The sequence below is a fragment of the Pseudomonas sp. B34(2017) genome (assembly GCF_002112915.1).
Lineage (GTDB): Bacteria > Pseudomonadota > Gammaproteobacteria > Pseudomonadales > Pseudomonadaceae > Aquipseudomonas > Aquipseudomonas pharyngis.
Window position 1 is genome coordinate 254,858 of sequence record NZ_NEJA01000006.1, and the last position, 24,710, is coordinate 279,567.

At 62.7% G+C, this 24,710-nt stretch carries 21 protein-coding genes; 15 read left to right on the forward strand and 6 right to left on the reverse strand.

What is annotated here, in order from left to right; all coding sequences use genetic code 11:
* Positions 1 to 10: 10 nt before the first annotated feature.
* From CAF80_RS20490 to CAF80_RS29280, 8 genes are all read left to right on the forward strand, one after another.
* Positions 11 to 1,012, forward strand: coding sequence for a polysaccharide deacetylase family protein (locus tag CAF80_RS20490; RefSeq protein ID WP_085667844.1), 1,002 nt, complete (start codon positions 11 to 13; stop codon positions 1,010 to 1,012).
* Positions 1,009 to 2,328, forward strand: coding sequence for a lipopolysaccharide biosynthesis protein (locus CAF80_RS20495; RefSeq protein WP_074687748.1), 1,320 nt, complete (start codon positions 1,009 to 1,011; stop codon positions 2,326 to 2,328). Before CAF80_RS20490 ends, CAF80_RS20495 begins: the two co-directional genes overlap by 4 nt.
* Complete coding sequence (locus CAF80_RS20500) at positions 2,325 to 4,244, forward strand: hypothetical protein (RefSeq protein WP_074687747.1); 1,920 nt, start codon at positions 2,325 to 2,327, stop codon at positions 4,242 to 4,244. Before CAF80_RS20495 ends, CAF80_RS20500 begins: the two co-directional genes overlap by 4 nt.
* Before the next feature lie 68 nt (positions 4,245 to 4,312).
* Positions 4,313 to 5,002, forward strand: a complete 690-nt coding sequence (locus CAF80_RS20505) for a GNAT family N-acetyltransferase (RefSeq protein ID WP_074687746.1) — start codon at positions 4,313 to 4,315, stop codon at positions 5,000 to 5,002.
* 4 nt (positions 5,003 to 5,006) lie between these two features.
* Positions 5,007 to 6,194 carry a GNAT family N-acetyltransferase gene (locus tag CAF80_RS20510; RefSeq protein WP_039767745.1) on the forward strand — a complete coding sequence of 396 codons (1,188 nt, stop codon included), beginning with the start codon at positions 5,007 to 5,009 and terminating at the stop codon, positions 6,192 to 6,194.
* Positions 6,166 to 6,954: a ChbG/HpnK family deacetylase gene (locus CAF80_RS20515; protein WP_085667916.1), complete on the forward strand. Its 789-nt coding sequence runs from the start codon at positions 6,166 to 6,168 to the stop codon at positions 6,952 to 6,954. Before CAF80_RS20510 ends, CAF80_RS20515 begins: the two co-directional genes overlap by 29 nt.
* A 117-nt stretch (positions 6,955 to 7,071) precedes the next feature.
* Entirely contained in the window at positions 7,072 to 7,764 is a 693-nt protein-coding gene (locus CAF80_RS20520; protein WP_074687891.1) for a GNAT family N-acetyltransferase, read from the forward strand.
* A gap of 144 nt (positions 7,765 to 7,908) precedes the next feature.
* Positions 7,909 to 8,130 carry a hypothetical protein gene (locus CAF80_RS29280; protein WP_371855267.1) on the forward strand — a complete coding sequence of 74 codons (222 nt, stop codon included), beginning with the start codon at positions 7,909 to 7,911 and terminating at the stop codon, positions 8,128 to 8,130.
* Here CAF80_RS29280 and CAF80_RS20525 read toward each other — a convergent pair.
* Positions 8,105 to 8,911 (reverse strand): bifunctional 2-polyprenyl-6-hydroxyphenol methylase/3-demethylubiquinol 3-O-methyltransferase UbiG, encoded by an 807-nt coding sequence (locus CAF80_RS20525; RefSeq protein WP_074687744.1) that lies wholly within the window; start codon positions 8,909 to 8,911, stop codon positions 8,105 to 8,107. The genes CAF80_RS29280 and CAF80_RS20525 overlap by 26 nt on opposite strands.
* Before the next feature lie 164 nt (positions 8,912 to 9,075).
* Between CAF80_RS20525 and CAF80_RS20530 the strand changes: the two genes are divergently transcribed.
* Positions 9,076 to 9,444, forward strand: a complete 369-nt coding sequence (locus CAF80_RS20530; RefSeq protein ID WP_039767737.1) for a hypothetical protein — start codon at positions 9,076 to 9,078, stop codon at positions 9,442 to 9,444.
* Here the strand turns inward: CAF80_RS20530 and CAF80_RS20535 are convergent.
* From CAF80_RS20535 to CAF80_RS20555, 5 genes are all read right to left on the reverse strand, one after another.
* Positions 9,435 to 10,871: a sigma-54 dependent transcriptional regulator gene (locus tag CAF80_RS20535; RefSeq protein ID WP_039767735.1), complete on the reverse strand. Its 1,437-nt coding sequence runs from the start codon at positions 10,869 to 10,871 to the stop codon at positions 9,435 to 9,437. The two genes, CAF80_RS20530 and CAF80_RS20535, sit on opposite strands and share 10 nt — an antisense overlap.
* The gene (locus CAF80_RS20540; RefSeq protein WP_074687743.1) at positions 10,840 to 12,333 is read right to left on the reverse strand and encodes a HAMP domain-containing sensor histidine kinase; all 1,494 of its coding nucleotides are present in this window, start codon (positions 12,331 to 12,333) and stop codon (positions 10,840 to 10,842) included. The genes CAF80_RS20535 and CAF80_RS20540 overlap by 32 nt, the downstream gene beginning before the upstream one ends.
* Positions 12,334 to 12,437: 104 nt before the next feature.
* Entirely contained in the window at positions 12,438 to 13,508 is a 1,071-nt protein-coding gene (locus tag CAF80_RS20545) for an SCO family protein (RefSeq protein WP_235375876.1), read from the reverse strand.
* 17 nt (positions 13,509 to 13,525) lie between these two features.
* The gene (locus tag CAF80_RS20550) at positions 13,526 to 16,333 is read right to left on the reverse strand and encodes a multicopper oxidase domain-containing protein (RefSeq protein ID WP_085667845.1); all 2,808 of its coding nucleotides are present in this window, start codon (positions 16,331 to 16,333) and stop codon (positions 13,526 to 13,528) included.
* A 159-nt stretch (positions 16,334 to 16,492) separates the two neighbouring features.
* Positions 16,493 to 17,941, reverse strand: coding sequence for an ATP-binding protein (locus CAF80_RS20555; RefSeq protein WP_085667846.1), 1,449 nt, complete (start codon positions 17,939 to 17,941; stop codon positions 16,493 to 16,495).
* A gap of 317 nt (positions 17,942 to 18,258) precedes the next feature.
* Here CAF80_RS20555 and CAF80_RS20560 point away from each other — a divergent pair, with 317 nt between their 5' ends.
* The 6 genes from CAF80_RS20560 (at position 18,259) to CAF80_RS20585 (ending at position 24,637) form a co-directional block, all read left to right on the forward strand.
* A complete protein-coding gene (locus tag CAF80_RS20560; protein ID WP_064595181.1) occupies positions 18,259 to 19,605 on the forward strand; it encodes a hypothetical protein in 1,347 nt (448 codons plus the stop codon).
* 35 nt (positions 19,606 to 19,640) lie between these two features.
* A complete protein-coding gene (locus CAF80_RS20565) occupies positions 19,641 to 21,875 on the forward strand; it encodes an Ig-like domain-containing protein (protein ID WP_085667847.1) in 2,235 nt (744 codons plus the stop codon).
* A 69-nt stretch (positions 21,876 to 21,944) separates the two neighbouring features.
* A complete protein-coding gene (locus CAF80_RS20570) occupies positions 21,945 to 22,409 on the forward strand; it encodes a curlin (RefSeq protein ID WP_007956150.1) in 465 nt (154 codons plus the stop codon).
* A 26-nt stretch (positions 22,410 to 22,435) separates the two neighbouring features.
* The gene (locus tag CAF80_RS20575; protein WP_085667848.1) at positions 22,436 to 23,887 is read left to right on the forward strand and encodes a curlin; all 1,452 of its coding nucleotides are present in this window, start codon (positions 22,436 to 22,438) and stop codon (positions 23,885 to 23,887) included.
* Positions 23,888 to 24,156: 269 nt separating this feature from the next.
* On the forward strand, positions 24,157 to 24,363 hold the full coding sequence (locus tag CAF80_RS20580; RefSeq protein WP_039767856.1) for a hypothetical protein: 207 nt from the start codon (positions 24,157 to 24,159) through the stop codon (positions 24,361 to 24,363).
* The gene (locus tag CAF80_RS20585; RefSeq protein ID WP_080770598.1) at positions 24,353 to 24,637 is read left to right on the forward strand and encodes a type II toxin-antitoxin system RelE/ParE family toxin; all 285 of its coding nucleotides are present in this window, start codon (positions 24,353 to 24,355) and stop codon (positions 24,635 to 24,637) included. The genes CAF80_RS20580 and CAF80_RS20585 overlap by 11 nt, the downstream gene beginning before the upstream one ends.
* Positions 24,638 to 24,710 lie beyond the last annotated feature (73 nt).

Below are 24,710 nucleotides of genomic sequence, written 5' to 3' on the forward strand. Positions count from 1 at the left end.
GGATCGAGCCATGGCGATCAAGCAACTGATTAAACGCACCAGCGGCTGGCTTTATCTCAACTCGTCGGTGGGTCGCAACCAGCTGCACGGCGCCGGCGTGATCCTGATGCTCCACCGGGTGCTGTCCAACGACCGCGCCGCCGACCTGCCGCACCGCAACGAACTGTGCGTCGGGCCCAAGGCCTTCGAACACTTGCTGGTGTGGCTGCGCAAGCATTTCGATTGCGTGCCGCTGATGGAAATCCTGCAGCCCAACGCCTTGCGCACCGAGCGTCCGCAAGTGGCATTGACCTTCGACGACGGCTGGCGCGATAACGCCGCCAACGCCTTCCCGTTGCTGCAGAAACATCAGGTGCCGGCGAGCATTTTTCTCTCCACCGATTTCATCGGCAGCCGCCAGCGCTTCTGGTGGGAAAGCATCGGCGAAACCCTGTGGGGCAGCCATGGTGAAAAAGCCCGCACGCACCTGATCGAATGCCTGCGTGCCGCCGGCCAGCCGTTGCCAGTGCTGCTGGACGACATCGATGTGGATCGCCGCAGTCTGACCCTGTTGCATTATCTGCAAAGCCTCAAGGCGCTCGATCCGAAGATACTCGAACGTCTGACCGACGAGTGTCCGCAGGAGTCGTTGCCACAAGCGCTGGACTGGCATCAGGTGCGGGCGATGGAAGCGTCGGGGCTGGTGCGGTTCGGCCCCCACGGCGCCAGTCACGCCATCCTCACCGGCCTTGACGATGTGCGCCTGGGCGAAGAAATCAGCCGCAGCCGCAATGCCATGCTCAATGGCTGCAACCGGCCGCTGCCGGTGTATTGCTACCCCAACGGAGACAACGATGAGCGGGTGCGCGAACAGATCGCCAATCACGATTTCCCGTTTGCGCTGGGCACCGGCAGTGGCATCTATCGCGGTACCGGCGATCCGCTGAACCTGCCGCGCTTCGGTGTCAGCCAGCGCACCGCGCGCAATCCGCAACTGCTGTCGTGGCGGATCTATCGCGGGGCGCGGCCATGAGTCGAGGCAGTTACCTCAAGCACCTGGCGCTGAGCATGGGCACCAAACTGGCGATGATCGCCCTGCGCCTGCTGAGGAATGTGCTGCTGGCGCGAATTCTCGGCCCCAGCGAACGGGGCCTGTTCGCCCTGCTCAGCACCCTGCCGGATCTGATCAGCGCGGCCACCAGCGGCGGCTTGAATTCGGCGGTCGGTTATCAGGCGGCCAAGCAGCGGCCGATGGGTTTGCTACTGGCTCAAGTGCTGGTGTTCGGTTGTTTGCTCGCGGGTCTGTTGACCTTGCTGGTAGTGGCGCTGGTGCGCGAGTTCGGCAGTGAACTGGACGTGACCATGCAACTGGGTCTGCTGGCGTGGTTGTTGCTGCTGGCGGTGCCGTTGACCGTACTGAAAAGCGGTCTGCTGACCTTGCACAATGCGTCCGGCGGCGTGGTCGCGTTCAATGCCTTGCGACTGGTGGAATCTTTGGCGCCGCTGTTGCTGTTTCTCGCGCTGTTCTGGATGTGGAAAGAAGCGGCCCTCGAAGCCGCGCTGATCAGTTGGCTGGCCGGCATCAGTCTGGTGGTACTCGTCGGTTGGTTGTGGCTCAAACGCGCGCAGCCGTTGCAGCTGCAATGGGACCGCGCCAGCCAGAACGAACTGCTGCGCTTCAGTGCGCGCAGCCATCCGGATCTGCTGTTCCAGCAGGTGATCCTGCGTTCCGATTACCTGTTCATCGGCGCCCTGCTCGGCAGCACCGCCCTCGGGCATTACGCGATGGCCAGCGCCGCCGCCGAGTTGCTGCTGATCGTCCCGGAAGCGGTGACCACGCCGCTGATGAAACGCCTGCTGCAACAGGACGAAGGCATGGACAAGGTCACCCCGCTCGCGCTGCGTCTGACCGCCACGGTGATGCTCGGCGCCTGCCTGACCATGGCCGTGATCGGCGAATGGCTGATCGTCACCCTGTTCGGCGTCGCCTACCAACCGGCATATCCGGCGCTGCTGGCCTTGCTGCCGGGACTGCTGGGCCTGTGCTACGCGAGCATCCTGCGCCTGGACCTGATCGGCAAGAACCGTCCCGGCACGGTGTCGTTGATGATGGGGCTTGGCGCGCTGCTCAACCTTGCGCTGAATCTGCTGCTGATTCCGGCCTACGGCATCGTCGGCGCGGCGGCGGCTTCGTCGATTGCTTATCTGGCGGTGACCGTGGCGATGCTGGTGTTGTACTGCCGGCTGAGCGGCGTGGCGTTCTGGCAAACCCTGATCATTCTGCCCAGCGACCTCACTCCGATGTGGCTGATGTTGCAGCGTCGCTTCTTACAACGGAAATCGGCATGAAAGGCCTGGCCCTGCTGCTCGGTCTCGGCCTGTCGCTGGACGCCTTCGCGGCGTCTATGCGTTGGGGCGACATTCGCGACGGCAGCCTGTACCTGCAAGCCGATCGCCCTGACACGGTGACCGTGCGCTGGGCGCCGGCGTGGCAGGCAGAGGCCAACGAAGAGCACATTTTCCTGCTCGACGGCCGGGGCCAACTGCAGGGCGATCGTTTCATCAAGGCCAGTGAAACCCGTGGCAGTCAGAGCTGGCCATTGGCGCCGGGTGCCGCGAGTTATCAGCTGGAAATCCCCGGCTACAGCTTCCGCAGTTACCGAGTCGAACACGACGAAACCACCGTGGCGCTGTTTGCCCCGGCCAAGGTGCATTTCAGTGCGGAAACCCGTAACGGCGATGAGCTGTATTTCAAGGTCGCCGCCGGTGAGCACGCGATATTGGCGGGCAAGTTTCACGGCGGGGTCAGCGCCCTGCAAGCGCAGCGGGTCGGCGACGGGCAGCCCCTGACACTGTCGCTCAAACCCTATCGCGCCTATTGGCAGTTCGATCAACTCGCGCTGCCCGTCAGTCAGCGCGAGCAGATCTGGCGCCTGCGTCTGCAAGGCAGCGGCAAAGCGGCGTTCTGGCTCGACGGCACGGCCAATCTGTTCGCACAGACCCCGCAACAGCTCAAACCGCTGCGCTTGGACGACGGCCAGACGCGCCTGACCCTGCACGACAAAGTCCTGGGGCGCACACCTGATCTGGGCATCGCCCTGCCCTATGTGATGCCGCCGCCCGCCAGCCATCCGGTGCTCGATGCACTGAAACCGACGGCCGCCAGTTACTACACGTTCGTCGACGTGACGGCAAAAAATCCGCACTTCGAAGATGCGTTTCGCCAGGTCTATCAGGATCGTTTCGGCATTCGTCAGGACATCACCTTGCTTGCCGGCAGTCAGCGCCAGGCCGATCTGCGCGCCGACGTGCAAAGCAACAGCGGCCTCGACGCCTGGCTCGCCGGCACCCGGGCGCTGGGCGGCAAAGGCACGCACTACATCGGGTTCGCCGACGAGCCCAACCTGAATTACTCGAGCTACGAGCAATACCGTTCGATCTTCACCAGCATGGCCCGGCAAGTGCGCAGCGATCCGGCCAATGCCAGGGCCGGCGTGCGCATCGCGATGCCGGCCAGTTCACGGCTGATCAACGGCCCGTTCGCCGATAACGCGGCGAACAAGCGTGGCATCGACTGGGCCCGGCGCCTGCTCGGTGAATCCGCCGATCAGGTCGATGCGCTGGCCTGGCACGAATGGATGATTCGCGACCTGCTCGCCACCCGCGTGTACCGCGACAGCGTGCGCCGCGCGGCGGATCTGGTTGGCCTCGATACCAAGGGCCAGCCGCGCAAGGCCTTGTTGCTGGACCAGACCAACCTGTCCAGCGGTTCGAGCCTGAGCCCCTACGATCAGGAAACCCATTTCACCTCGCTGTGGTGGGCCTCGGTGGTGATCAACGCCTCCCAGGACGGTTTGCTGACCATGCTCAACTGGTTTCAGGCCGCCGATGAGCCGCAATACCCCAAAGGCATGTTGCGGGTGCTGGGCGATGACCGCTTCGAGTTGAAACCGGTGGGCCTGGCCCAGCAGTTCATCCAGCAACACTGGCTGCATCAAGTGCTGCGGCTGGAGAACGACGCGTTCGAAGTCGATGTGCTGGCGATGGCCGGCGACGATCAGCGCGGGCTGCTCGGTGTAAACAAAGGCACGCGCTTGCAGCATGTCGACCTCGCGGGCGCGAAATGCCCATTGAACAACGGCGCGCTGCGCTACTTCGGCGCCGACAACCGCAGCCGCGACGCGCCGTTTCGCTGTCAGGACGGCCGCGTGCGCTTCGAGCTGCCGGGACAGACCCTGTTTGCCCTGAGCTGGAGCGCCTCATGACCGCCCTGTTGATGTCCGGCCGCGCTGGCCCTTGGCCGCGCGATGACTCGTCATCAGGAGCAACGACCATGAACATGCTGCGCAAACTGACTGAAAACCTACGGCAGAAAGGACTCACTGCCACCGTGAAAAAGGTCTGGAAACACTACGTCTTTTCTCATCAGGAACTGCTGTGGATGGAGCGCGATCTGGTCAGTCCGGTACCGCCCCACAGCCTCAAGCCTTACCCGCCGCTGCGGGTGGTGAAAATCACCCCGGGCAACGTCAGCGCCTTCGCCCGCCACTTCGGCGACCGCGTCGGCACCATGGCGGAACTGGCCCGGGAAAATCACACCGGGCACATGCACCTGGACGATCAGGGCAATGCGGTGGCGTTCATCTGGGGCAGCGCCCGGGACTACTTCGACCGTCACTACTACGGCTGCCTGTTTCCGGTGAAAGCCGGCGAGTTCTTCGAGTTCGGCGGCGAACTGACCCGCTCGTATTGGGGCACAGAGCTGTCGGTGGATCTGCAACTGGAACTTTGGAAAGCCATGGCCGCCCAGGGCTGCGACAAGGTGGTCGACGTCTGCGAATTCCACAACATCCCGGCGCTCAAGCTGCACCTGCGCATGGGCTATACCGAACAGGGCCGGATCATGAACATCTACAAACTGTTCGGCCGCTGGCGCTTCTACCGCGAAACCCGCTACAGCGGCTCGCGCCTGGAGGCACTGCGCAAACCTTCCCGTCCACCTGTCACAGCAACGGTGACCTGAATCTATGGCGCGATTCGAATGGCGCACCTCGTTGTGCGCACCTGACTTCCCGGCGGCGGCCTATGAAGCGCTGCGCCTGCGGGTGACGGATCACACGCCGTTCAACAGCCTCGACTGGCTGTGTGCGGCAGAGCAAGCGCTCGACACGCACGAGCGGCTGCACGTATTGCTGGGTTGGGAAGCGGACGAATTGCGCCTGTGCCTGCCGCTGGTGGCGAGCCGTGAGCGGTTTTTCGGATTGCCTTTTCGGGTGGTGCATCACCTCGGTTATCCCCTGGCCGATCGCCTGGCGCTGTTATCACTGCTGAACGCCGAAGACATGCGCCAGGCGCTGCGGCTGATTCGCCAGCGCGTGCCCCACGCCCTGTTGCAACTCAACGAAATCGCCGAACCGGTCGGCGCCGAAAGCGTGCTCACCGAATGGATGGCCCACAGCTCCACCGGCGAACGTCGCTTGAGCTGCCGGGTGCCGGTGCACCTGATCAGCGACGCCGACCGCCAGGAAGTCTCGGGCGATCCGCGCTACAAACTGCGCCGGGCGCGCAAGCGGATTGCCGCGTGCGGCGCCGAAGTCCGGCGGATCATTCCCGACGCGACCAGCATGGGCCCGTTGCTGCAGGCCATCAGCGAAGTCGAAGCGGTCAGTTGGAAAGGCGACGAAGGCGTCGGGATCTTTGCCAGCGACCGCAGCCGCCGCTACATGGAAAACGCCTTCACCGCCCTCGCCGCTTCCGGCCGGGTGCGCGTGGTTATGCTGGAACTCAACGAACGTTGCATCAGCTATCGACTCGGTCTGTTCGAACAAGGCCGGCTCTACGATTACAACCTCGCCTTCCTGCCGCAGTACGCCGATCTGGGCAGCGGCCGGGTGTTGCTGGAGGAATGGATTCGCTGGGGGCTGGACGACAACTGGCGCTGGATCGATGCCTCGCGGGTCAGCCTGGAAAATTCCAGCCATCAACTGCACGAACGCATGACCGGGCAACTGGAGCACTGGCGCTGGAGTTTCTACTCGTGGCGCCCGAGCGGCCTGTTGCTGGGGCTCGGGCTGCGCGCCTGGCACCGGCTCAAACCTGCGTTGCAACAATGGCGGGCGAAGCGTGCGGCGGCCAAAGCGGCTGCCATTGCGACACCTGTGATCAACCCCGGCAAGGAGGGCGAACATGCCACGCCAAGTCATAGTCAACGCTGACGATTTCGGCCTGAGCCCGAACGAAAACGCGGTGATCCTCGGTGCGTTCCAGGCCGGGGTCATCAGTTCCGCTACCGCCATGGCCAACATGCCGGCGTTCGAAGCGGCCTGCGCCATGGCCCGGCTGCCGCTGCTGGAGGGCCGGATCGGCCTGCATTTCAACCTGACCTACGGCCGGCCCTTGAGCCGGGCCATTGTCGAGCGCCGCACCTTCTGCGACAGCCACGGCGTGTTCGACCTCAACCTGCCTCGCCACAGCCTGTGGCTGAGCCGCGAAGACCGCGAGGCGGTGCAGGAAGAATTGCAGGCGCAGTGGCAGCGCTGCGTCGATCACGGCGTGCGTCCCAGCCACCTCGATTCGCATCAGCACGTGCACAACATCTGGCCGATCGGCGAGATCGTCGCGCGCTTCGCCGCCCATCAAGGGGTGCCCGTGCGCCTGGCGCGCAACCAGGGGCAAAACCTCAGCCTGCCCAAGCGCCTGTTCAAGGGGTTGCTCAACCGCCGATTGCAGGGATTGGCCGGGGTCACGGCCGATTACGTCTGCACCCCGGTCGACCTGCGCAACGCCCCCGCGCCGACCGACGGCGTGCTGGAAATCGTCGCTCATCCAAACCAGCTCGGGGCGGATTTCGGTGACGCGTATCTGCAACCCGGAGAGTCCCTGAGCCGCTTGCTAGAGCAGCGGCTGACGGGGGTTCCACGGGTTTCCTATGCCGATCTGAACAAGGATTTTTTGCGGGGTGCCGAGGCGATCTGAGCCGTTACACAACTTGCAATATTTTCAAAGCCGGCGCTTTGACATGCATTTGCCGGCTTGATCTATACCCACAACAGCGTCATCCACAACACCCGGGCTCCGGCCTCGGAGGGCATCATGAGCGTCATTGAAAAGCTGCGTGAACGTATCAAGCAAAAAGGCCTGGGCCGCACCTTCGGCACGTTGTGGAAACGCTACGTGTTCTTCCATTGGGAGCTGTTGTGGATGGAGCGCGACCTGGTCAGCCCGGTACCGCCGCACAAGCTGCGCCCCTACGACGGCCTGCGCAAGGTCGACATCACCGCACAGAATGCCGGCGCGTTCGCCAAACACTTCGGTGACCGGGTGCAGACCATGGCCGAACTGGCCAACGAGGGCCACACCGGGCACATGTACCTGGATGCCGACGGCCATGCGGTCGGGTTCATCTGGGGCAGTATTCGCGACTACCACGACCGCCACTATTACGGCTGCACCTTCCCGGTCAAACCCGGCGAGTTCTTCGAGTTCGGCGGTGAAATGATCCGCGCCTACTTCGGCAGCAGCCTGTCGGTGGACGTGCAGGTCGCCCTCTGGGAAGCCATGGCCGCCCAGGGTTGCAACAAGGTGGTGGACGTCTGCGAAACCCACAACATCCCGGCGCTGAAACTGCACATCCGCATGGGCTACCACGAACAGGGCCGCGTCACCCACGTCTATTGCCTGTTCGGCAAATGGCGGTTCTTCCGAGAAACGCGCTACGAAGGCTCACGCCTGGACCCGCTGCGCAAACCGGGACGGCCGGTGGTGACGGCGGCTGCGCAGGCTTGACGGGTTTAACCTGCGACGGCCGGGACGGCGTCGCAGAATCTTCCTACTCTCGTACAGGAACCAGCGTCATTCAGTTTCAGCTCCATCTGGCTGCTCGCAATCATGTGAATGAATACATTCATGCAGAAACGCAGAGACAAACCGATGGAACAAAACACATCCGACTTTGAAATGACGACATTGCTGGTTGATCTGAATGCCATCCGTGAGTACCTCTCTCAGGTACTGGCAGAAGGTGACGACGAAGAGTTGTTTCGAGCAATCGGATACGTGACGCAAGCCCGTATCCGACTCACCGAAAAAGAGACAGCACCTCTCACCTCCCCCTCTTGTAGCTGCCTCAGCGCTTCACCCCCACCCACGTAAAACACATCGGCATCTGCGCCTCGCGGTTCTGGTACTGGTCATACACTTCTTCCCGGTTCGAGTGCGGGTATTCCTTGAAGTGCGTGATGTTCAGGCCGGCCTCGAGGGCGGCGGTGAAGATCGCGCCGAGGGTATGCGCGAACCAGTAAGACTTCGCCGCCGGCTGTTCGACCTTGCCGACGTAGACGATCGGCTCTTCCTGCACGAACGGTTCTTCGCGGAAATACGAGCTGACAAGACGAAACGGGTCTTCGGCCTCGGGATCGACCATTTCCAGGAACGGGTGGGTTTCGTAGATCACCAGTTGTCCGCCCGGTTTGAGGGTCGAGGCGACGTGGCGGAAGAATTCGCCGATGTCGGGCATCCAGTTGAGGACGCCGATGGTGATCAGTGCAACGTCAAAACGGCCGCGCAGCGATTCAGGCAAATGATGAATATCGGCTTCGATGAATTCGGCGTTGTGCGGCGAACGCTTGTTCAGTTCGCGGGCCTGTTCGAGAAACGCGCTGGACTGATCGATGCCGACCACATTCCGCGCGCCGAGGGCGAACAGTGACAGGCTTTCGCGGCCGTTGTTGCAACCCGGTTGCACGACGTCTTTGCCATCGACACCGACCTGCTCGAGCAAACCGCGCAGGGTGTCGTCGAGGCAGGAAAAATCCGCCTGCGTAACCTCGGTCAGCAAGGCCTGCCAATCGGGTGAGTCCTGGTGATGACGGGCGGAATCATTCCACGCCTGACGATTGCTCTCGACGGCGTTTTTATTGTTTGGCACTTCCATGGCGCACTCCGGGGGATGCTCACAATTGAGCGGCCCGAGTCTAGTTCAGCCTCGCGCTACAGGTTGTTGCGAACTTGTAAGCCGACCACGCCTGCACCAACGCCGTGCACCACGGACAGCTATAGTTAATAGCCTTGGGGAAATCCGCTTCCACAGGTGCTGCCATGGGAATGTTCAATCGACTGCTGTTGTCCGCCTGTCTGCTCGCCGCCGCCCAGGCGCAGGCGCTGGACAGCAATTTCAACTACTACGGGGCGGACCAGCCCTTTGCCCACCCTGCTCCACCGTCGCTGTCGGCCCAGCCGCCCCGGCCGTTCGATGACACGCCGCCACAGGATTTCATCGTTATCCCGGATCGCCATGTATTCCAGGACTCGCAACTGCCGACCGTAGCCGATGCGACGGTGCGGGTGTTTATCCGCACCTACGATGCCGAGCGCGGCATTTACGTCAACGACGAAGTGCTGGACCCGACGTGCGTGCTCGAATGCCTGAGCCCGCCGAATCCACGCAGCAACGCCGTTTACCACTGACGCTTGTCCGGGCGCGCCAGGCCGAGCTTTTCGATGCGGTAGCGCAGCATGTCGCGGCTCAGGCCCAGCAGGCGCGCCGATTTGGTGACGTTCCAGTCGGTCTTGTCGAGCATCTTGCGCACCATGTCGCGCTCGACTTCCGGCAGGTTCATCGATTCGGTGTTGCTCGCCGGGCGAGGTTCGAAGTGCGGGTGCTGCACCTCGTGCTGATGTTGCGGCGGCAACTCATCGCACAGGCTCATGCACACGTTCAGTTGATGCGCGGCGATGGTGTCGTTTGGCGCCAGCAGCACGGTCTGTTCAAGCATGTTGCGCAGCTCGCGCACGTTGCCCGGCCAGGTGTAACTGAGCAGCAGCTCTTCGGCCTGATCGCTGAAATGCAGGTTCGGTTTGCCATAGCGCTTGCCGTGGCTGGCGAGGAAGTGCCGGGCCAGCAGCAGGATGTCTTCGCCCCGGGCGTACAGACGCGGGACCTTGATCGAGATGATCCGCAGCCGGAAAAACAGATCACGGCGGAACTTGCCCTGCTGGACCATCTGCTCAAGGTTGCAATTGGTGGCGCTGATCACCCGCAGGTTGACCTTGCGCTCCTTCACCGAACCGACCCGGCGAATGGTGCGATCCTCCAGCAGTTTCAGCAGTTTGGCCTGGAGCACCAGATCCATTTCGCCGATCTCGTCGAGAAACAGCGTGCCGCCATCAGCGGCTTCCACCAGCCCGACCCGGCGGTCCTTGGCATCGGTGAACGCACCTTTCTCGTGGCCGAACAATTCCGATTCCACCAGATTGGCCGGAATCGACGCGCAGTTGAATTCAATGAACGGGCCTTTGCTGCGCGCGCCGTCGAAATGCAGCGCGCGGGCGACCAGTTCCTTGCCGGTACCGGTTTCGCCCTCCACCAGCACCGGCGGCAGATCGCCGTTGGCCATGCGCCGCTCGGCGTCGAGCAACTGGCCGATGGTGTTCTTCAGATGCAGCATCGGCGCTGACTCGCCGATCAGCGCCTGCACCCCGGATTTCTGCGCCTCGCGCTCCTGGTAGAACGACAGCGTGCGCTCCATCCGTTCGGTGGCCAGGGCCTTGTCCAGCAGCAGTTTGAGTTCCGGCAGCGCGACCGGTTTGGTGACGTAATGAAAGGCGCCCTCCTTCATCGCGACCACCGCGTCTTCGACGTTGCCGTAACCGGTCATCATGATCACTTTCAGGTCCGGCGCGCTGATGCGCAGCTTCTGGATCAGATCGTGACCGCTCATGCCCGGCAGCGAGTTGTCGGTCAGGACGATGTCCGGCATGAAGCTTTCCAGTTGCCCCAGCGCGTCCTCGGCCGAGTGGCAGACTGTCACCTCGAAGTCTTTGCGCTCCAGGTAGGTCTGAATATTCTCGGCCAACAGTTCGTCATCCTCGACCAGCAGAATGCTGTGTTCCATATTCCCCTCCCGATGCCACTCTAAAGTTGAGACTGACGCGGGTTCCTTCCTGCTCGCGGCTGGTCAGCACGACCGAACCCTGAAACCGCTCCATGATTCGCTTGACCAGCGCCAGGCCGACCCCGAGGCCGCCCTGTTTGGTGGTGAAAAACGGTTTGAACACCTGTTGTTGCTGCTGCGCGCTCATGCCTTTGCCGGTGTCGCTCAGGGTCATGCGCACCTGACCGGACTGCGTCGTTTCAATCTCGACACTGAGCACGCCGCCTCTGGGCATCGCTTCCAGGGCATTGGCAAACAGGCTATTGAGAATTTGCGTGAGCAGCACCTGTTGACTGACCACCGGCGGGCAATCTTGTGGCGTGAATCGCACTTCGACGCCATTGCGCCGGATCAGCGCGTCAAATGCTCCCAGGGTGTCCTCGACCGCCGCGAGCAGGTCCACCGCCTCGCCGTCATCACTCATCGGGCGCAATGACACCAGCAGCTCGCGCACCCAGCGCGACATGCGGTCGACCTGGCTGATGATGTCGCCGATGTTGCGCTGCGCACCGGGGCTGGCGATTTCCTGGGCCAGTTCGGCACTGGAACGAATGGTCGCCAGCGGGTTGCGCAGGCTGTGGGCCACCGCCGAGGACATCTCGCCCAAAGCGACGAAGGTCTCGTTGCTGATCAGTTGCTGTTGCTGGCTCTGCAACAGGCTCGAGGCGCGCCGCACGATCCAGAACAACCCGAGGTAAATTACCGCGCCGCCGAGGATGGTCGCGGCCCAGATCGAGGCGAATCCACGGTCGATGCGGTCGACCAGATCGGCCGGCTCCTTATAAATCTCGACCATGGCGACGACTTTGCTTTTGTCGGCGTTGAACATCGGGATGTAGTTTTCGATGAACAGGTATTTGGGTTCGCGGGACAGCCGCTGTTCGGGTTTTTCATCGTCGATCTTGTGGTAGCTGGAAGACACCGGCACTTTCATTTCGAACGACTCGTCCAGCTCGTCGTCATCTTCGATCCTGACGTTGATCAGCTCGGGGTTGGTCGACCAGATAATCGTGCGATCCAGGGCATACACCGTGGCCAGCAAAACGTCGGGCAGGTGTTCGACATGATCGAGAAACTCGGCACGGGCCATTGCATGAGCCAGCAGATCAACGTCGGGGTAGCTGTGATCCTGGCGCGGGTCGAGCATCTCGCCCATGGTCCGCTGCGGCGTGATGTTGGCATGGCGCATTTCCGCATCGCCGATGGCCTGCACGAATTGCGCGGTGAGCAGCGCATCGCGCTCCACGCTTTCGGTGACCACGAAGCGCGTGGAGATATAGCCCAGCCCCAGCGCCACGGCCGCGATGATGAAAAAACTCGCCAGCGAAAACCAGCGCAGCAGATTGAACTGCCCGCCCCAGCTCTTGATGGCCGCCAGCGCGAGGTTCGGTGCCGATGTTTTCTGTTCTTCCAGTCGTTGCATGGGGATGCCCTGGCGTTCTGGTATCGAGCCGGTTACAGCCGCCCTCTCGAATGAGTGTAGGTGGCAATGACCGTGACACACGGTTCAATGATGCTATTTAGCCGCTACTGCATACGACTCACCGTTTCGCTGGCAGAAGCCGGTTTTACTGGCGTCAAGGCCCCGTCGGCCAAGGGTTGCACGGACGGATGCTGACGCTCGGTTTCGGCACTCAAAAAGTCGATGATCGACTGCGCCGAGGCCTCGTCCAGGCGCAGATTGGGCATCGGGATGCGCTCGTATTGCTCGAACAGTTGCAGCGCGATCGGATCTTTCTCCGCCAGTACACGATCCGGTTCGCGGATCCAGCGATTGAGCCAGGCCGGGTCACGCTGGCGGGTCACGCCGATCAGGTCCGGGCCGATGTTGCGCATGCCGATGCCTTCGCCGTCCTGCGGGCCGAGGCTGTGGCACGAAGCGCAGCGGGTGCGGAACAGCTCTTCGCCATTGCTCGGCGGACGAATCTGCGGGGCATCGGCATAGCTTTCTTCGCTGCTGGCCTGCTTCCAGTTCTGCAAGGTGTTGGCGAGCTGGTCGGCGAGGATCCAAGGGTTCTCGAACGGCGAGGCTTTCATCCAGCGCCCGGTGCTCTGGTTACCGACGATCAGGCTCAGGTTGTGATCCTTGGTCCGGCCGTTGTCGACGCCTTCGATGAACAGCCCGAGCTTCTTGCGCAGCTCGGTGACGTCTTCGAACTCGCCGGTGAGGAATTTCCAGCCAGGGCCGACCTTGAAGCGTTGCGCATAGGCCTTGAGCACTTCGGGGGTGTCGCTCAGCGGATCGATGGTGATCGAGTAGAAAAAGATGTCTTTCCCGACCCGGTCCCCCAGCAGTTTCTGCACCTGGCGCAGGCGCGCGGTTTCCAGCGGGCAGGAGTCGCTGCACGAGGTGAAGATGAAGTTGATCACCACCACCTTGTCTTTGATCAGGTCATCGAAAAACCGCACCTGCCGACCGTCCTGGTCGGTCAGCAGGATGTTGGGGAAATAGTCGCCACCCCACGGGGTGGCGGATTCACTGGCGCCGTCGGGCTGTGCCTGATGGGCGATGAGCACCTGGCTGCCGAGCAGGCAGGTGACCAGCACCAGAATCAGGTGCATGCCCAGGGCGCGGGAGCGCGGCGTTGGCTGGGTCATGTCGGCTCCCTCCCTTTTCATGGTTTCACGGTCACTTGCGGGCCGAAGCCGTCGCCGGTGCGGAAGGTTGGCAGCGCGGCGGAGTTGACGTAACGCACGCCATCCCAGCTCGGCAGCGGTGTCGGCATCAACTGCAGTTGCCCGGGTTTTTCCAGGTCCCAACGCAGCAGCATCGAGTTGTCCTCATGCTGGGTGTTGTGACAGTGCTCCATGTAGGTCCCGGCAAACTCGCGGAAGTTGATCGCCATCTCGACGTTGTCCAGCCCGTCGGCTTCGGAGCCGATGCGATAGACGTCCTTGCGCGCCCATTTTTCCCACTCAGGCGGGGCCTTGCCGCCACGGCTGAGGATGATCCCCTCCTCGAAGTGCACGTGTACCGGATGGCTCCAGCCCGTGCCACCGGCCTTGATGTTCCACACTTCCAGGGTGCCGATGCCGCTGACTCCGGCGTCGGTCGGGCCGCTGGCCAGTTTGGTCGAGGCATTCAACCGGCGCGGGTCCATATGGAAGCCGAAACCGCCATCGGTCTTGATCGTCCACGGCGCTTCATCGGTGCCGTCGGAGCGGCCGAAGATGAAGGTCCGGTGCAAGGCCTTGGCCAGCAGCGCCTTGTCGGCAGCGTTGTCACGGTGGATCTTCAGCGGAATCATCACCATGCCTTCGGCCTTGCCCGGTTTGGCTGGCTCATAAGCGGCCGGGTTCATCGACAGATCCTGGCCGGTATAAGCCTTGACGTTGAGTTGCAGGACCTTGCCTACCACCGGGTCGCCCCGGTCCCATTGCGGGCCCTTGCTGGTTTGCTTGATGACCGCCAGGTATTTCTCCGAAAGCACGTCGGCCAGCGGGATCACTTCTTTCGGGCCCTTGCCATCGTCCTGGGCTTGCAGGTTGACGAAGAACAGCTTGTCGCCCGGCTTGATGCCGTTTTTCGCGAAGTTGACGATGATGTCGAACCGCTCGGCGATGCCTTGGGTCGGCAGAATCGCGTTGTGGTTCTGTTTGTCGCCGTCGGCATCCAGGTCCATCGAGCCGTCGAACGGCACGCTGTGTTCCATGATGTTGCCGTCGTTGGCGATCATGTGGAACGGCACCCGGCTGTAGGACACACCGGAGTTTCTCGGCCCTTGGAATTCGCCGCCGGTGCCTTTGACTTCCCGCACCAGCGCGAGCTTGAAGTAGCGCGACACCGAACCGTTGAGGAGGCGGAAGCGATAACTGCGGGCCCGCACGTCGAGGGTCGGTTTCCACTGCCAGTTGACCAGCACCTGATCGCCGATGAAGCCGTCGGTGTTGAACGGGTTGAACCACAACTGGCCCTGCTGATCCCAGGCCTTGTCGGCGAACACCAGGTTGACGTCGTAGTCGCGGTTGCCCCACGGCAAGGCGCTGCCGCTGGGGAAACGCAGGTTGACGCCGTCGTTCACCGATTCGTTGCCACGGTCCAGGGCGCTGTAGTAGTTCATCATCGCCGCGTTGCCCTTGTAGACGTTCTGCGCGGTGAAATCGAGCATGTGGTCGTGGAACCAGTGGGTGCTCATGGTTTCGCGCCAGTCGCCACGAATCTTGATGGTGCCGTGATCGCAGGTCTTTTTCGCAGGCTGCAGGTCGTTGACCCACAGGGTTTCCCCCGGTGCGCACGGGAATGCGGCGCGTGGATCTTCAGCCTTGGTGTTGATGCTGTCGTAACCGGCGAGCTGGATCGGCCAGCGATAGTCGTAAAACTGGCCGGGGAAGAAGAACGCGTTGGCATAACCGTCGCTTTCCGCTGGCGCGTGGCCGTTGTGCTCATGGGTGGTGATGGTGTGCAGACCGAAACCGCGGTTGGCGGAAGGATCAATCGGCAAACCGTTGTAGTGCCGCATCAGCACCGGTTGGCCGTAGCGCACCATCAACAGTTTCGGCGGCAGCGTGCCGTCGAAAGTCCACACCGAGTTGTGATCCTGCACCGGCATCGCCGGGTGGAACCGTGGGTCGACACCCTTGGCCGTGCCATCGGTCGCCGGCACGCCCGCGACGTTGTGGTACAGACCGCCGGGGCCGAACTCGCCCACCGCATAACCGTGCATCTGCCGACTGTCACGCAGGCCACCGTTCAGACGCGCGCCGGTCTGCACGGTCTTGTAGGCCACTTGCGGGTAGAACTCGTTCCAGCGCTGATGAGCCCAGCCTTTTCCCGGTGGCCGGCCTTCGGCGGAGGAACCGATGTGACGGTTGAGAAACAGTTCGATCTGCGCCTGCCAAGGGTTGCGGTCAACCGTGTTGGCATACTGGCTCGGAAATGGCGTGAGCCCCGGTTGACGCAGGAACGCATCCAGCGCCGTGCCGGGAGGCGCGCTGCGGGCGATGTTGTTCGGGTCTTGCGCCGGCGCCGGGCCGATGGCGGCCGGCGGAAAACTCAACGGCGCGGCCGGTGTGGTCGGGTCGAGTTTTTCCGGGCCGAACTCTTCGAACAGCACCAGTTGCTGAGTGAACGGCTGGGCACCGTACAGCGGGCTCGGCTTGCCGTTGGTGGGGTAATTGAAACTGGTCTGGACGGTGGGCGGCAGGATGTTTTCCGTGCGCGTCGTGTCCCGCGTGCCTTTGACCCCGTCGGGCAGATCGAAGGAGTCCTGGTTGGCCTCGGGCATCGTCAGGATGGCGTTAAGGGCGCCGGCGCGGTCTGCGGGCTCGTCGTAATACGCCGACGGGTCGGACGCTTCCGGCTGATTCTCGTCGTCGATCGGGCTCGCTCGAACCCCGGTCATCTGGCCGAGGGTCAACATCAGAAAGACGCTCAGTGGCGTCAACAGGAAGAGTTTTTTGGGGTCATGCGTTGCTCTGTCCATCACCAGCCGCCTCATCTAAGGAAGGGGTGATGGTGTTTTGCAATTACCTCGCCAAAAAATCATTTCCAGTTGTAACAGGGACTTGGGCGCGCTGTTGCATTCCCCACTCCCCGGTGACCGGGGCCTGACACCCACTGCTGGGGGAAAGTTCACCCCAATTTACTGAATGAGCTGAAACGCCAGACGAACGGTGGTGCCCTCGCCTTCGCGGCTGTCCAGGCTCACCCCGCCGCCGAAGCGCTCCATGATCCGTTTGACCAGCACCAGCCCCACGCCGAGGCCGCCCTGCTTGGTGGTGAAGAACGGCCGGAACGCCATGCTGCGCTGTTCCTCGTTCATGCCTTTGCCGGTGTCGCTGAGCATGACGCTCACGCCACGGCTGTCGCTCGGTTCGAGGGTGATGGTCAGCGTGCCGCCCTTGTCCATCGCCTCCAGCGCATTGGCCAGCAGGCTGTTGAGGATTTGCGTGAGTTGTACCGGCTGGCTCAGCACCATCGGCGTCTGCTGGGGTTGAAACACCACCTGCACGCCGGCCCTGGCGATCTGCTGCTCGAACGCCATCAGGCTGTCGTGCAGCGCCGCCACCAGGTTCACCGGTTCCGGGTCGTCATTGAGCGGTCGCAACGATTGCAGCAGTTCTCGCACCCACTTCGACATGCGGTCGACCTGGCCGATGATGTCCTTGATGTTCTTTTGCGCCGGGCCGGCGTCGAACTCCAGCGCCAGCTCGGCGCTGGAGCGGATGGTCGCCAGCGGGTTACGCAGACTGTGGGCTACCGCCGAGGACATCTCGCCCAGCGCGACAAAGGTTTCGTTGGCGATCAGTTGTTTTTGCTGGGCCGCCAGCAGAATCGCCGCCCGCCGCACGATCCAGTACAGCCCCAGGTAAATCAGCCCGCCGCCCAGCGCAGTGGCCAGCCAGATCAGCGTCAGGCCGCGTTCCATGCGGGCGATCAGGTCCTTGGGCTCTTTATAGATTTCAACCATCGCCGTGACATTCTTGCCCTCGGCGTCGAACAGCGGGATGTAGTTTTCGATGAAGATGTATTCCGGCGGCACCACGAACTTTTGTTCTTCACGGGCCTTGTCGACGTCGTGATAGCTGGCCGAGACCGGGATCTTTTCATCGAAGGCCCGGTCGAGGTCTTCGTCGGCATGAATCCGGGTGTTGATCAGCGCCGGGTTGGTCGACCAGATCACGGTACGGTCCGGCGCATAAATGTTGGCGAGGATCACGTCCGGCAAGTGCTCGATGTGATCAAGAAACTCGCCTCTGGCGCTGGCTCGGGCTTCCGGGTCTACATCGGGAAAATCGTTGTCCTGACGAGGGTCGAGCAACTCCCCCATGGTGCGGATATTGGGGATCGAGACGTGGCGCACTTCCGCCGACGCAATCGCCTGAATGAACTGCGCAGTGAGCAAGGCATCGCGCTGCACGCTTTCTTCGATCACGAACCGTGTCGACACCGCCCCGAGCGCCACGGCCACGGTGCCGATCACCGCCATGCTGATCAATGAAAACCAGCGCAACAGGTTGAACGGCTGCTTGCGCGAGTTCAGCCGCTGGCTGCCCTCCTCGACCGGTAGCGATTGTGACTGCATGTTCATGGCGGCGACTTCCCGAAACGTCCCTATAGGGTTATAGCCCACGGTTGGGTGTTTGCCCGGATGCGGGGGGTGAACGGCCCCACGCTCGGCCGATTTCCCGGTCAGGCAAAAACCGCCAGCCGTTCATGCCCCCACAATCCCCAATGCTGGGGACAGTCGCCCTATCCGGGCTTGCGTCCTTTTCCCCACGACAAGCCGCCAAGCCTTGCGCCACGGGCGTTTGCGGCCGGTTGGCCAATCGTTGGTATGGAAGTTGTAAAGCCCTCAGCAACTGACCCAACCCCACGGGGCAGGTACTTCGATAGAGGGATTAACTCATGCACCCTTTACTGTCCAAAACCGCGACCGTCCTGGTCGTGAGCGCCTTGGCCCAGGGCATTGCCCAGGCCGCTCTGTTCGCCGTCGATCCGGGTCCCTACACACCGGCCAATGGCGGTTTCGCCAGCTGGTATCAGGACAGCCACGGTCGCACCCTGGATCTGTGCCTGTCCAAAGCACTCAGCTCCCGCGTACCGAGCACACCCGGCGCCCCGTCGTACATGTGCTCGCTGCTGCCGACCCCCGGCGTGTTCGATGACGCGCAGCCGATCGTGTTCCCCACCAACTTCCCCGATGAAGCGTTCTGGTTCACCGGCGAAACCACCGTCGTCGATGCAGCACGCGGAATCGACCTGACTTACGTCAGCGCCATCGAAGCCGCGTTCGCCGCCGAAGAACCGGTGGAAGGCGATCAGGTCAGCTTCGCGCGGATCCGCATCCGGGTCGACGTGCCCACCGCCGGCACCTACGTCATCACTCACCCGTACGGCGTCGATGTGTTCACCGTCGATACCCCCGGCCGGCGCGCGATCAACATGACCCGCGACATCGGCATCGGTACCCCGCAAACCTACGACGGCGCGCTCAAGGGTGACATCGGGCCGTTCCTGCGCAGCGTCAACGGGCCGTACACCGAGACCAATCCGCTGACCGGCGCGGCCGAACAGTTTGTTGGCGATCCGAACCTCAACGAAGCCGTGACCGGCAGCCCGTTCAACACCAACTACGTACGCATCGAAGGCCCGGGCGGCATCGACCTGCGCAGCACAACCTTCGCCGTGTCCGGCAAGTTGTCGACAGTGGTGCGGCCAACGCCTCTGATCACCGAGCGCAGCACCTACTCGCGCAAGCCCGGCGAAAGCGCACCAGTGGCCCAACAAGACGTGTTCGTCAAAGCCCCGCCCGCGCCGGGCACCGCCGCCATCACCAGCAGCACGCCCGTGGTGAACATGACAGAAGCCGACAGCACCGGCAGCTGGTACGCGCAATCGGCGGTCAACCCGACCTTGCCGGCCGTGCTGCAAGTGACCGCCGACAACCACCTGGCGATCGCCACCAGTTCGCCGACCACCCTGCCCATGAACCTGACCGACCTGGTGGTGATCCAGCGCGCCGAGTACAGCCTTACTTCCGGGCAATTGACCGTGGTGGCCTCGACCAGTGACGAAACCTCGCCACCGGTGCTCACCGCCACCTCCGGCACCGGCGCCACCATCGGTGCGCTGGGCGGTGATGGCGCGGTGAAAACCCTGGCCACCGGGATCACGCCGATTCCACCGGCCAAGGTTCGGGTGACGTCGTCCAACGGCGGCAGCGATACCGAAGAAGTGGTCATCGTGCAATGAACGCTCACATGCCCAGATCCGCATCAGGAGGCATCATGAACAAGTGGCCACGCTTCGCGCTCAACGCGCTCGGGCTGACAATCTCGCTGACCGGCAGTGCGTTCGCGCAACTGGCCGCCGTCGATCCCGGCCCCTACACCTTCGCCACCGGGAAATTCCCGATGTGGTACCAGGACAACAATCAGCTGTCGATGGAGCTCTGCCAGTCGCGCGCCGCCAGTTCCCGGGTGCCGGCCAGCACTCCACCCGCATACATGTGCACCCTGCTGCCGGAACCGGGCGTGTTCGATGACAGCCTGCCGATGGTGTTCCCCGACAACTGGCCGCCGGAAGCTTTCTGGTTCCTGGCTGAAACCGCGATCCCCGACAACGGCGCCGGTTTCGGCGTGGACGCCTACGTCGCCGGCATCGAAGCGGCGTTCGCCTCGGAGAATCCGGTCGATGGCGATCAGCAAAGCTTCGCGCGGATCCGTATCCGGGTGAACGTCCCGGTGGCCGGCACCTACACCATCACCCACCCGTATGGTGTTGAAACCGTCAACGTCACCACACCGGGGCGGCGGGCGATCAACATCACCAGAGACATCGGCATCGGCGCGCCGGGCAACTTCAGCGGTGCGCTCAACGGCGCCATCGGCCCGTTCCTGCGCAGCATCAACGGCCCGTATACCGAAGTGAACCCGGACACCGGCGGCATCGAAACCTTCGTCGGCGATCCGAACCTCACCGAAGCGGTGACCGGCAGCCCGTTCAATACCAACTTCCTGCGGATCGATGGTCCGTCGGGTGCCGGCTCGATTCAGACCAACCTGTTCACCGTCGCCGGCAAGGTCCTCGACAACCGGCAGCAGACCCAGGTCACCATCGACCGCGCCACCTATCGCCGGACTTCGGCCGGTGTGCGCGCCGAGGTGTTCGCCAAGGCTGACAGCAGCTCGACCCTGTGCTTCCGCGAAACCGTGGCGTTGCTGCCCGGCCCACCGCCGACGCCGTGCCAGACCAGTCTGCTGGGTGACAACAACGGGCTGTTCTTCGGCCAGCGCCTGGGCAACGGCACCCTGCCGTCGGTGGTGGTCGTGACCGCGACCAACCCGGCCGGCACCACCCGTCCGACCGCTGTCTCGGCCAAGCTGACCGACGTGGTGAAAATCCAGACCGCCCGCTACAGCTGGGCCAACCACAGCCTGTTGATCGAAGCCACTTCGACCGATGAAGTCGCGGTGCCGGACATGGTTGCCCAAGGCTACGGACGCCTGTCGAAAACCGGCACGCTGCAAAAAATCACCGTCGCCGACCTGACTCAGCCTCCAGCCACCGTCACGGTCAAATCCGCCGCCGGCGGCAGCGATACCGAGCCAGTCGTAGTGGTCGGTGCAGCACCGGACACCGGTGAAAACCAGGCACCACTGGCCAACGCCGACACCGGCAGCACCAGCTTCGGCGTGCCGATCACCCTCAGCCTGTTGACCAACGACAGCGACCCGGACAACAACGTGCCGCTGACGATCACCGCGTTGACTCAACCGGCCGCCGGCCAGGGCACCGTGGCCCTGAACGGCACCACGTCGGTGGTCTACACCCCGCCAGCCGTGGTCAATACTCCGCTGACCACCACCTTCACCTACAAGGCCCAGGACAACAAAGGCCTGGCCTCGGTGAGCCCGGCCACGGTAACGATCAGCGTCGCGCCTAACCGGCCACCGACCGCCGTCGCTGACAGCGTCGCCACGCTGGGTGTCGCGATCCCGATCAACGTCCTGGCCAACGACACCGATCCGGAAGGCAACACGCCGCTGGGCGTCGCCAGCCTGACCCAACCGCCGGCAGGACGTGGCACGGTCAGCACCGACGGCACGGTGATCACCTACACCCCACCGGCCACCGTGACCACGGCCTTCACCACGACCTTCACCTACATCGCCCGGGACAGCTTCAACGCCCAGTCGACGCCGGCGACCGTCACGGTGCAAGTGTCGCCACGGCCAGCGGCGGAAACCTTCACGGTCACCACCTCGACCGTGCAGGCCCGTTCCGGCGGCCGCTTCAACTGGGACTTCGCCGGCACCTCGTCGGTGACCACCGGCAACACCATCACCGTGCAGGTCACCACCCCGACCGGGCTGGTAACGCTGGGCACCACCACGGTACCGGTGACCGGACGCTGGCGGCTGACGCTGAACAACACGCTGGTCGTGCCATCAGCCAACCCGACCGCCACCATCCGCTCGTCCCAGGGCACCGTTCGCACCATCTCGGTGAACACGCTGTGAGTCAACGCCCCGCCTGCTTTCGGGCCGGCGGGGAACGCTCAACGGTTAACGCCCCACAGGATATTGGCCATGAACACGCCGACCGCCGCCCTGCTTTGCCTGCTCGCCCTGTGCGTCAGTGCGGGCGTGCGCGCCGACGACCTGATGGAAAACGATGACCTGGCGCCCAACAGCGCCGACCTCGGCGAACTACCGCCTCCCGTGGGCCAGCAAGCCCTGATCGACCAGAACGGCCAGGTCAACCTCGCCCTGCTCTCGCAGAACGGTCAGTCGCTGCTGGGCAAGATCGTGCAGTCGGGCAGCAATCAGGAGGCGTACATCCTGCAACAAGGCAGCGACCTGATGGCCCTGATCACGCAAAACGGCTCCGGCAACGCCGCGTCCATCACACAAACCGGCAGCCACAACCGCGCGCAGATTTCGCAAAACGGCAACAACAACGACGCCAGCATCGAGCAGGCCGGCACGGGGCTGCAAAGCGCCGTGACCCAGTCGGGCAACGGCATGAGCGTTTCGGTCAAGCAATATCGCTAAGCACTGCAATCATCGGAGAGTTCATCATGTTCAAACTGACGCCCCTCACCGCCGCCATCCTGGTCATGATCAGTGCCCAGGCCATGGCCGACGACAGCCTTTCCACCCAGAGCCAGTTCGGTACGGCCAACATCGCTGATGTGAAGCAGACCCAGGCCCCGTTCAGCACCGCGACCCAGACCCAACTCGGCCAGGGCAACAACGCCGCCGCCGTGCAGGACACCGCCACCAGCGTCATCACCCAGGACGCGGTCGGCGATTACAACGCCGGTTACGCCGAGCAGCTGTTCGAAGACAACAGCACCATCACCCAACAACAGACCGGTGCCTTCAACACCGCCCACGCCAGCCAGTCCCTCGGTTTCGGCGCCGGCAACCAGGCCCTGCAACAACAGCAAGGCACCGGCAATTTCTCGTTCGTCTACCAGGACTCGCAGAACGGCAGCGAAGGCAAGACCTTCCAGTTCGGCGACAGCAACGAAGCCAACATCGAGCAATTGTACGAAGGCACCGGCAACAGCTCAGTGATCACCCAGTACGGCACCGCCAACTACGGCACCGCCGAACAAGTGCTGCACAACGGTGGCCAGATCGGCATCAACCAGGCCGGCGAAGGCAACTACGCCTACGGCGACCAGCGCAACGGCACCGGCGGCAACATCACCATCAACCAGTTCGGCAACCTCAACGGCACCGAAATCTGGCAAGACTCGCAACTGGCCAGCCAGGCCACCGTCAACCAGTACGGCGACAGCAACGAAACCGTGGTCGACCAAAGCTTCGGCGAAAACAACACCGCCGCCGTCACCCAGGTCGGCAACACCAACGCCATCTATGCCGACCAGTTCGAATCGGTCAACTCGACGCTGGCGCTGTACCAGGTCGGCAACGGCAACGTGCACTTCACCTACCAGAACGGCGACAGCCACACCCTCAACGCCACCTCGGTGGGTAACGACAACAAGGTCTACGCCAGCAACTGGAAAGGCCCGCAACATGGCGGCCAGTTCGGCAGCAGCCAGCGCGCCACCGTCACCCAGGCCGGCAACGGCAACATCGCCAGCTTCAAACAGGACGGCATCGGCCAGATCATGACCACCCACCAGACCGGCACCGGCAACAAGACCACGGTCAGCCAGGCTGATTCCTACAACGAGCTGTACTTCGATCAGAACGGCAGCGACAACATCCTCATCGCCGACCAACGCGGCACCACCAACCTGATTCAGGGCTCGTCGAACGGCTCGGGCAACAGCGCCGAGTTCGACCAGTCCGGCACCGGCAACCAGGCCTACACCGCGCAGCTGTATGGCAGCGACAACATGATCACCGTCAAACAGGCTGACACCATGAACGTGGCGTACGTGACCCAGGGCGGGACCGGGAACATTGCCAATGTGGATCAGAGCGGGATGACGCAGACCGCGACCATTCAGCAGTTTGGGTCGGCTAACCAGGCGACGGTTTTGCAGCAGTAAGGGTTGGGTGTTGGAAAACCGCGACCTGTTGAGGGTCGCGGTTTTTTTGCGCTGACGCTTGAGTGGCGTCCTACGGAAAACGGAACGTTTTCAGAAATTCGAGGAGTTTTCTGACGAATTCTGGCGGTTGGCCGTCGGAAGTGCAGGCTCTAGGATTTGCCGGGACAACTTGATCCCCATGGAGCTTGGCCTACATGCAATTCATCCAGACAGCGACGACAGCGATACCGTTACCGAATAGACTTCCAGGCACCCAACCCGGAGGTTCCATGATTGACCCGTCTTTGATCGACCCACTGTGCCCGGTTGTTTCGGATCTTGCTCCCGAGGAACAGGCTGCGAGTTATGACCGTTGGTTTCGGGCCGAAGTACAGGCCTCTCTCGATGATCCGCGTCCGAGTATTCCCCATGAGCAAGTGATGGCGGAAATAAACGCCTTGATGGAATCAATGCGCAAAAGCGCTGATGCAGATTAAGTGGCGACCCAAGGCTCGGGTCGAACTCTCGAAAATACTGAAGTACATTGGCGAGCGAAATTTTGTAGCGGCGACAGCACTTCACAAGTCAGTCGTAAAAACTACATCTGCGCTTCCTTGGCATCCACACCTATATCGCAAAGGTCGCTCTCCCGGCACTCGGGAGATTGTGGTAAGCCCGAACTATCTCGTCGTTTATCAAGTGGCGGACCGAATTGAGATTGTGAGCATCTTGCATGCGCGTCAGGAATACCCTCGACGCGACCCCAGTTAAGATCCCGTCCTCGTCTCAACACCCAAAACCGTGCTTCCCATGGAGGTACGGTTTTTTTGTATCTCAGTACTCA

Coding starts and splice junctions, on each gene's coding strand:
- CAF80_RS20565 (WP_085667847.1), top strand. CDS start 19,641: ATGAACAAGTGGCCACGCTTCGCGCTCAACGCGCTCGGGCTGACAATC.
- CAF80_RS20550 (WP_085667845.1), bottom strand. CDS start 16,333: ATGGACAGAGCAACGCATGACCCCAAAAAACTCTTCCTGTTGACGCCA.
- CAF80_RS20490 (WP_085667844.1), top strand. CDS start 11: ATGGCGATCAAGCAACTGATTAAACGCACCAGCGGCTGGCTTTATCTC.
- CAF80_RS20570 (WP_007956150.1), top strand. CDS start 21,945: ATGAACACGCCGACCGCCGCCCTGCTTTGCCTGCTCGCCCTGTGCGTC.
- CAF80_RS20585 (WP_080770598.1), top strand. CDS start 24,353: ATGCAGATTAAGTGGCGACCCAAGGCTCGGGTCGAACTCTCGAAAATA.
- CAF80_RS20535 (WP_039767735.1), bottom strand. CDS start 10,871: ATGGAACACAGCATTCTGCTGGTCGAGGATGACGAACTGTTGGCCGAG.
- CAF80_RS29280 (WP_371855267.1), top strand. CDS start 7,909: ATGGAACAAAACACATCCGACTTTGAAATGACGACATTGCTGGTTGAT.
- CAF80_RS20515 (WP_085667916.1), top strand. CDS start 6,166: ATGCCACGCCAAGTCATAGTCAACGCTGACGATTTCGGCCTGAGCCCG.
- CAF80_RS20510 (WP_039767745.1), top strand. CDS start 5,007: ATGGCGCGATTCGAATGGCGCACCTCGTTGTGCGCACCTGACTTCCCG.
- CAF80_RS20560 (WP_064595181.1), top strand. CDS start 18,259: ATGCACCCTTTACTGTCCAAAACCGCGACCGTCCTGGTCGTGAGCGCC.
- CAF80_RS20580 (WP_039767856.1), top strand. CDS start 24,157: ATGATTGACCCGTCTTTGATCGACCCACTGTGCCCGGTTGTTTCGGAT.
- CAF80_RS20525 (WP_074687744.1), bottom strand. CDS start 8,911: ATGGAAGTGCCAAACAATAAAAACGCCGTCGAGAGCAATCGTCAGGCG.
- CAF80_RS20520 (WP_074687891.1), top strand. CDS start 7,072: ATGAGCGTCATTGAAAAGCTGCGTGAACGTATCAAGCAAAAAGGCCTG.
- CAF80_RS20545 (WP_235375876.1), bottom strand. CDS start 13,508: ATGACCCAGCCAACGCCGCGCTCCCGCGCCCTGGGCATGCACCTGATT.
- CAF80_RS20555 (WP_085667846.1), bottom strand. CDS start 17,941: ATGAACATGCAGTCACAATCGCTACCGGTCGAGGAGGGCAGCCAGCGG.
- CAF80_RS20540 (WP_074687743.1), bottom strand. CDS start 12,333: ATGCAACGACTGGAAGAACAGAAAACATCGGCACCGAACCTCGCGCTG.
- CAF80_RS20530 (WP_039767737.1), top strand. CDS start 9,076: ATGGGAATGTTCAATCGACTGCTGTTGTCCGCCTGTCTGCTCGCCGCC.
- CAF80_RS20505 (WP_074687746.1), top strand. CDS start 4,313: ATGAACATGCTGCGCAAACTGACTGAAAACCTACGGCAGAAAGGACTC.
- CAF80_RS20500 (WP_074687747.1), top strand. CDS start 2,325: ATGAAAGGCCTGGCCCTGCTGCTCGGTCTCGGCCTGTCGCTGGACGCC.
- CAF80_RS20495 (WP_074687748.1), top strand. CDS start 1,009: ATGAGTCGAGGCAGTTACCTCAAGCACCTGGCGCTGAGCATGGGCACC.
- CAF80_RS20575 (WP_085667848.1), top strand. CDS start 22,436: ATGTTCAAACTGACGCCCCTCACCGCCGCCATCCTGGTCATGATCAGT.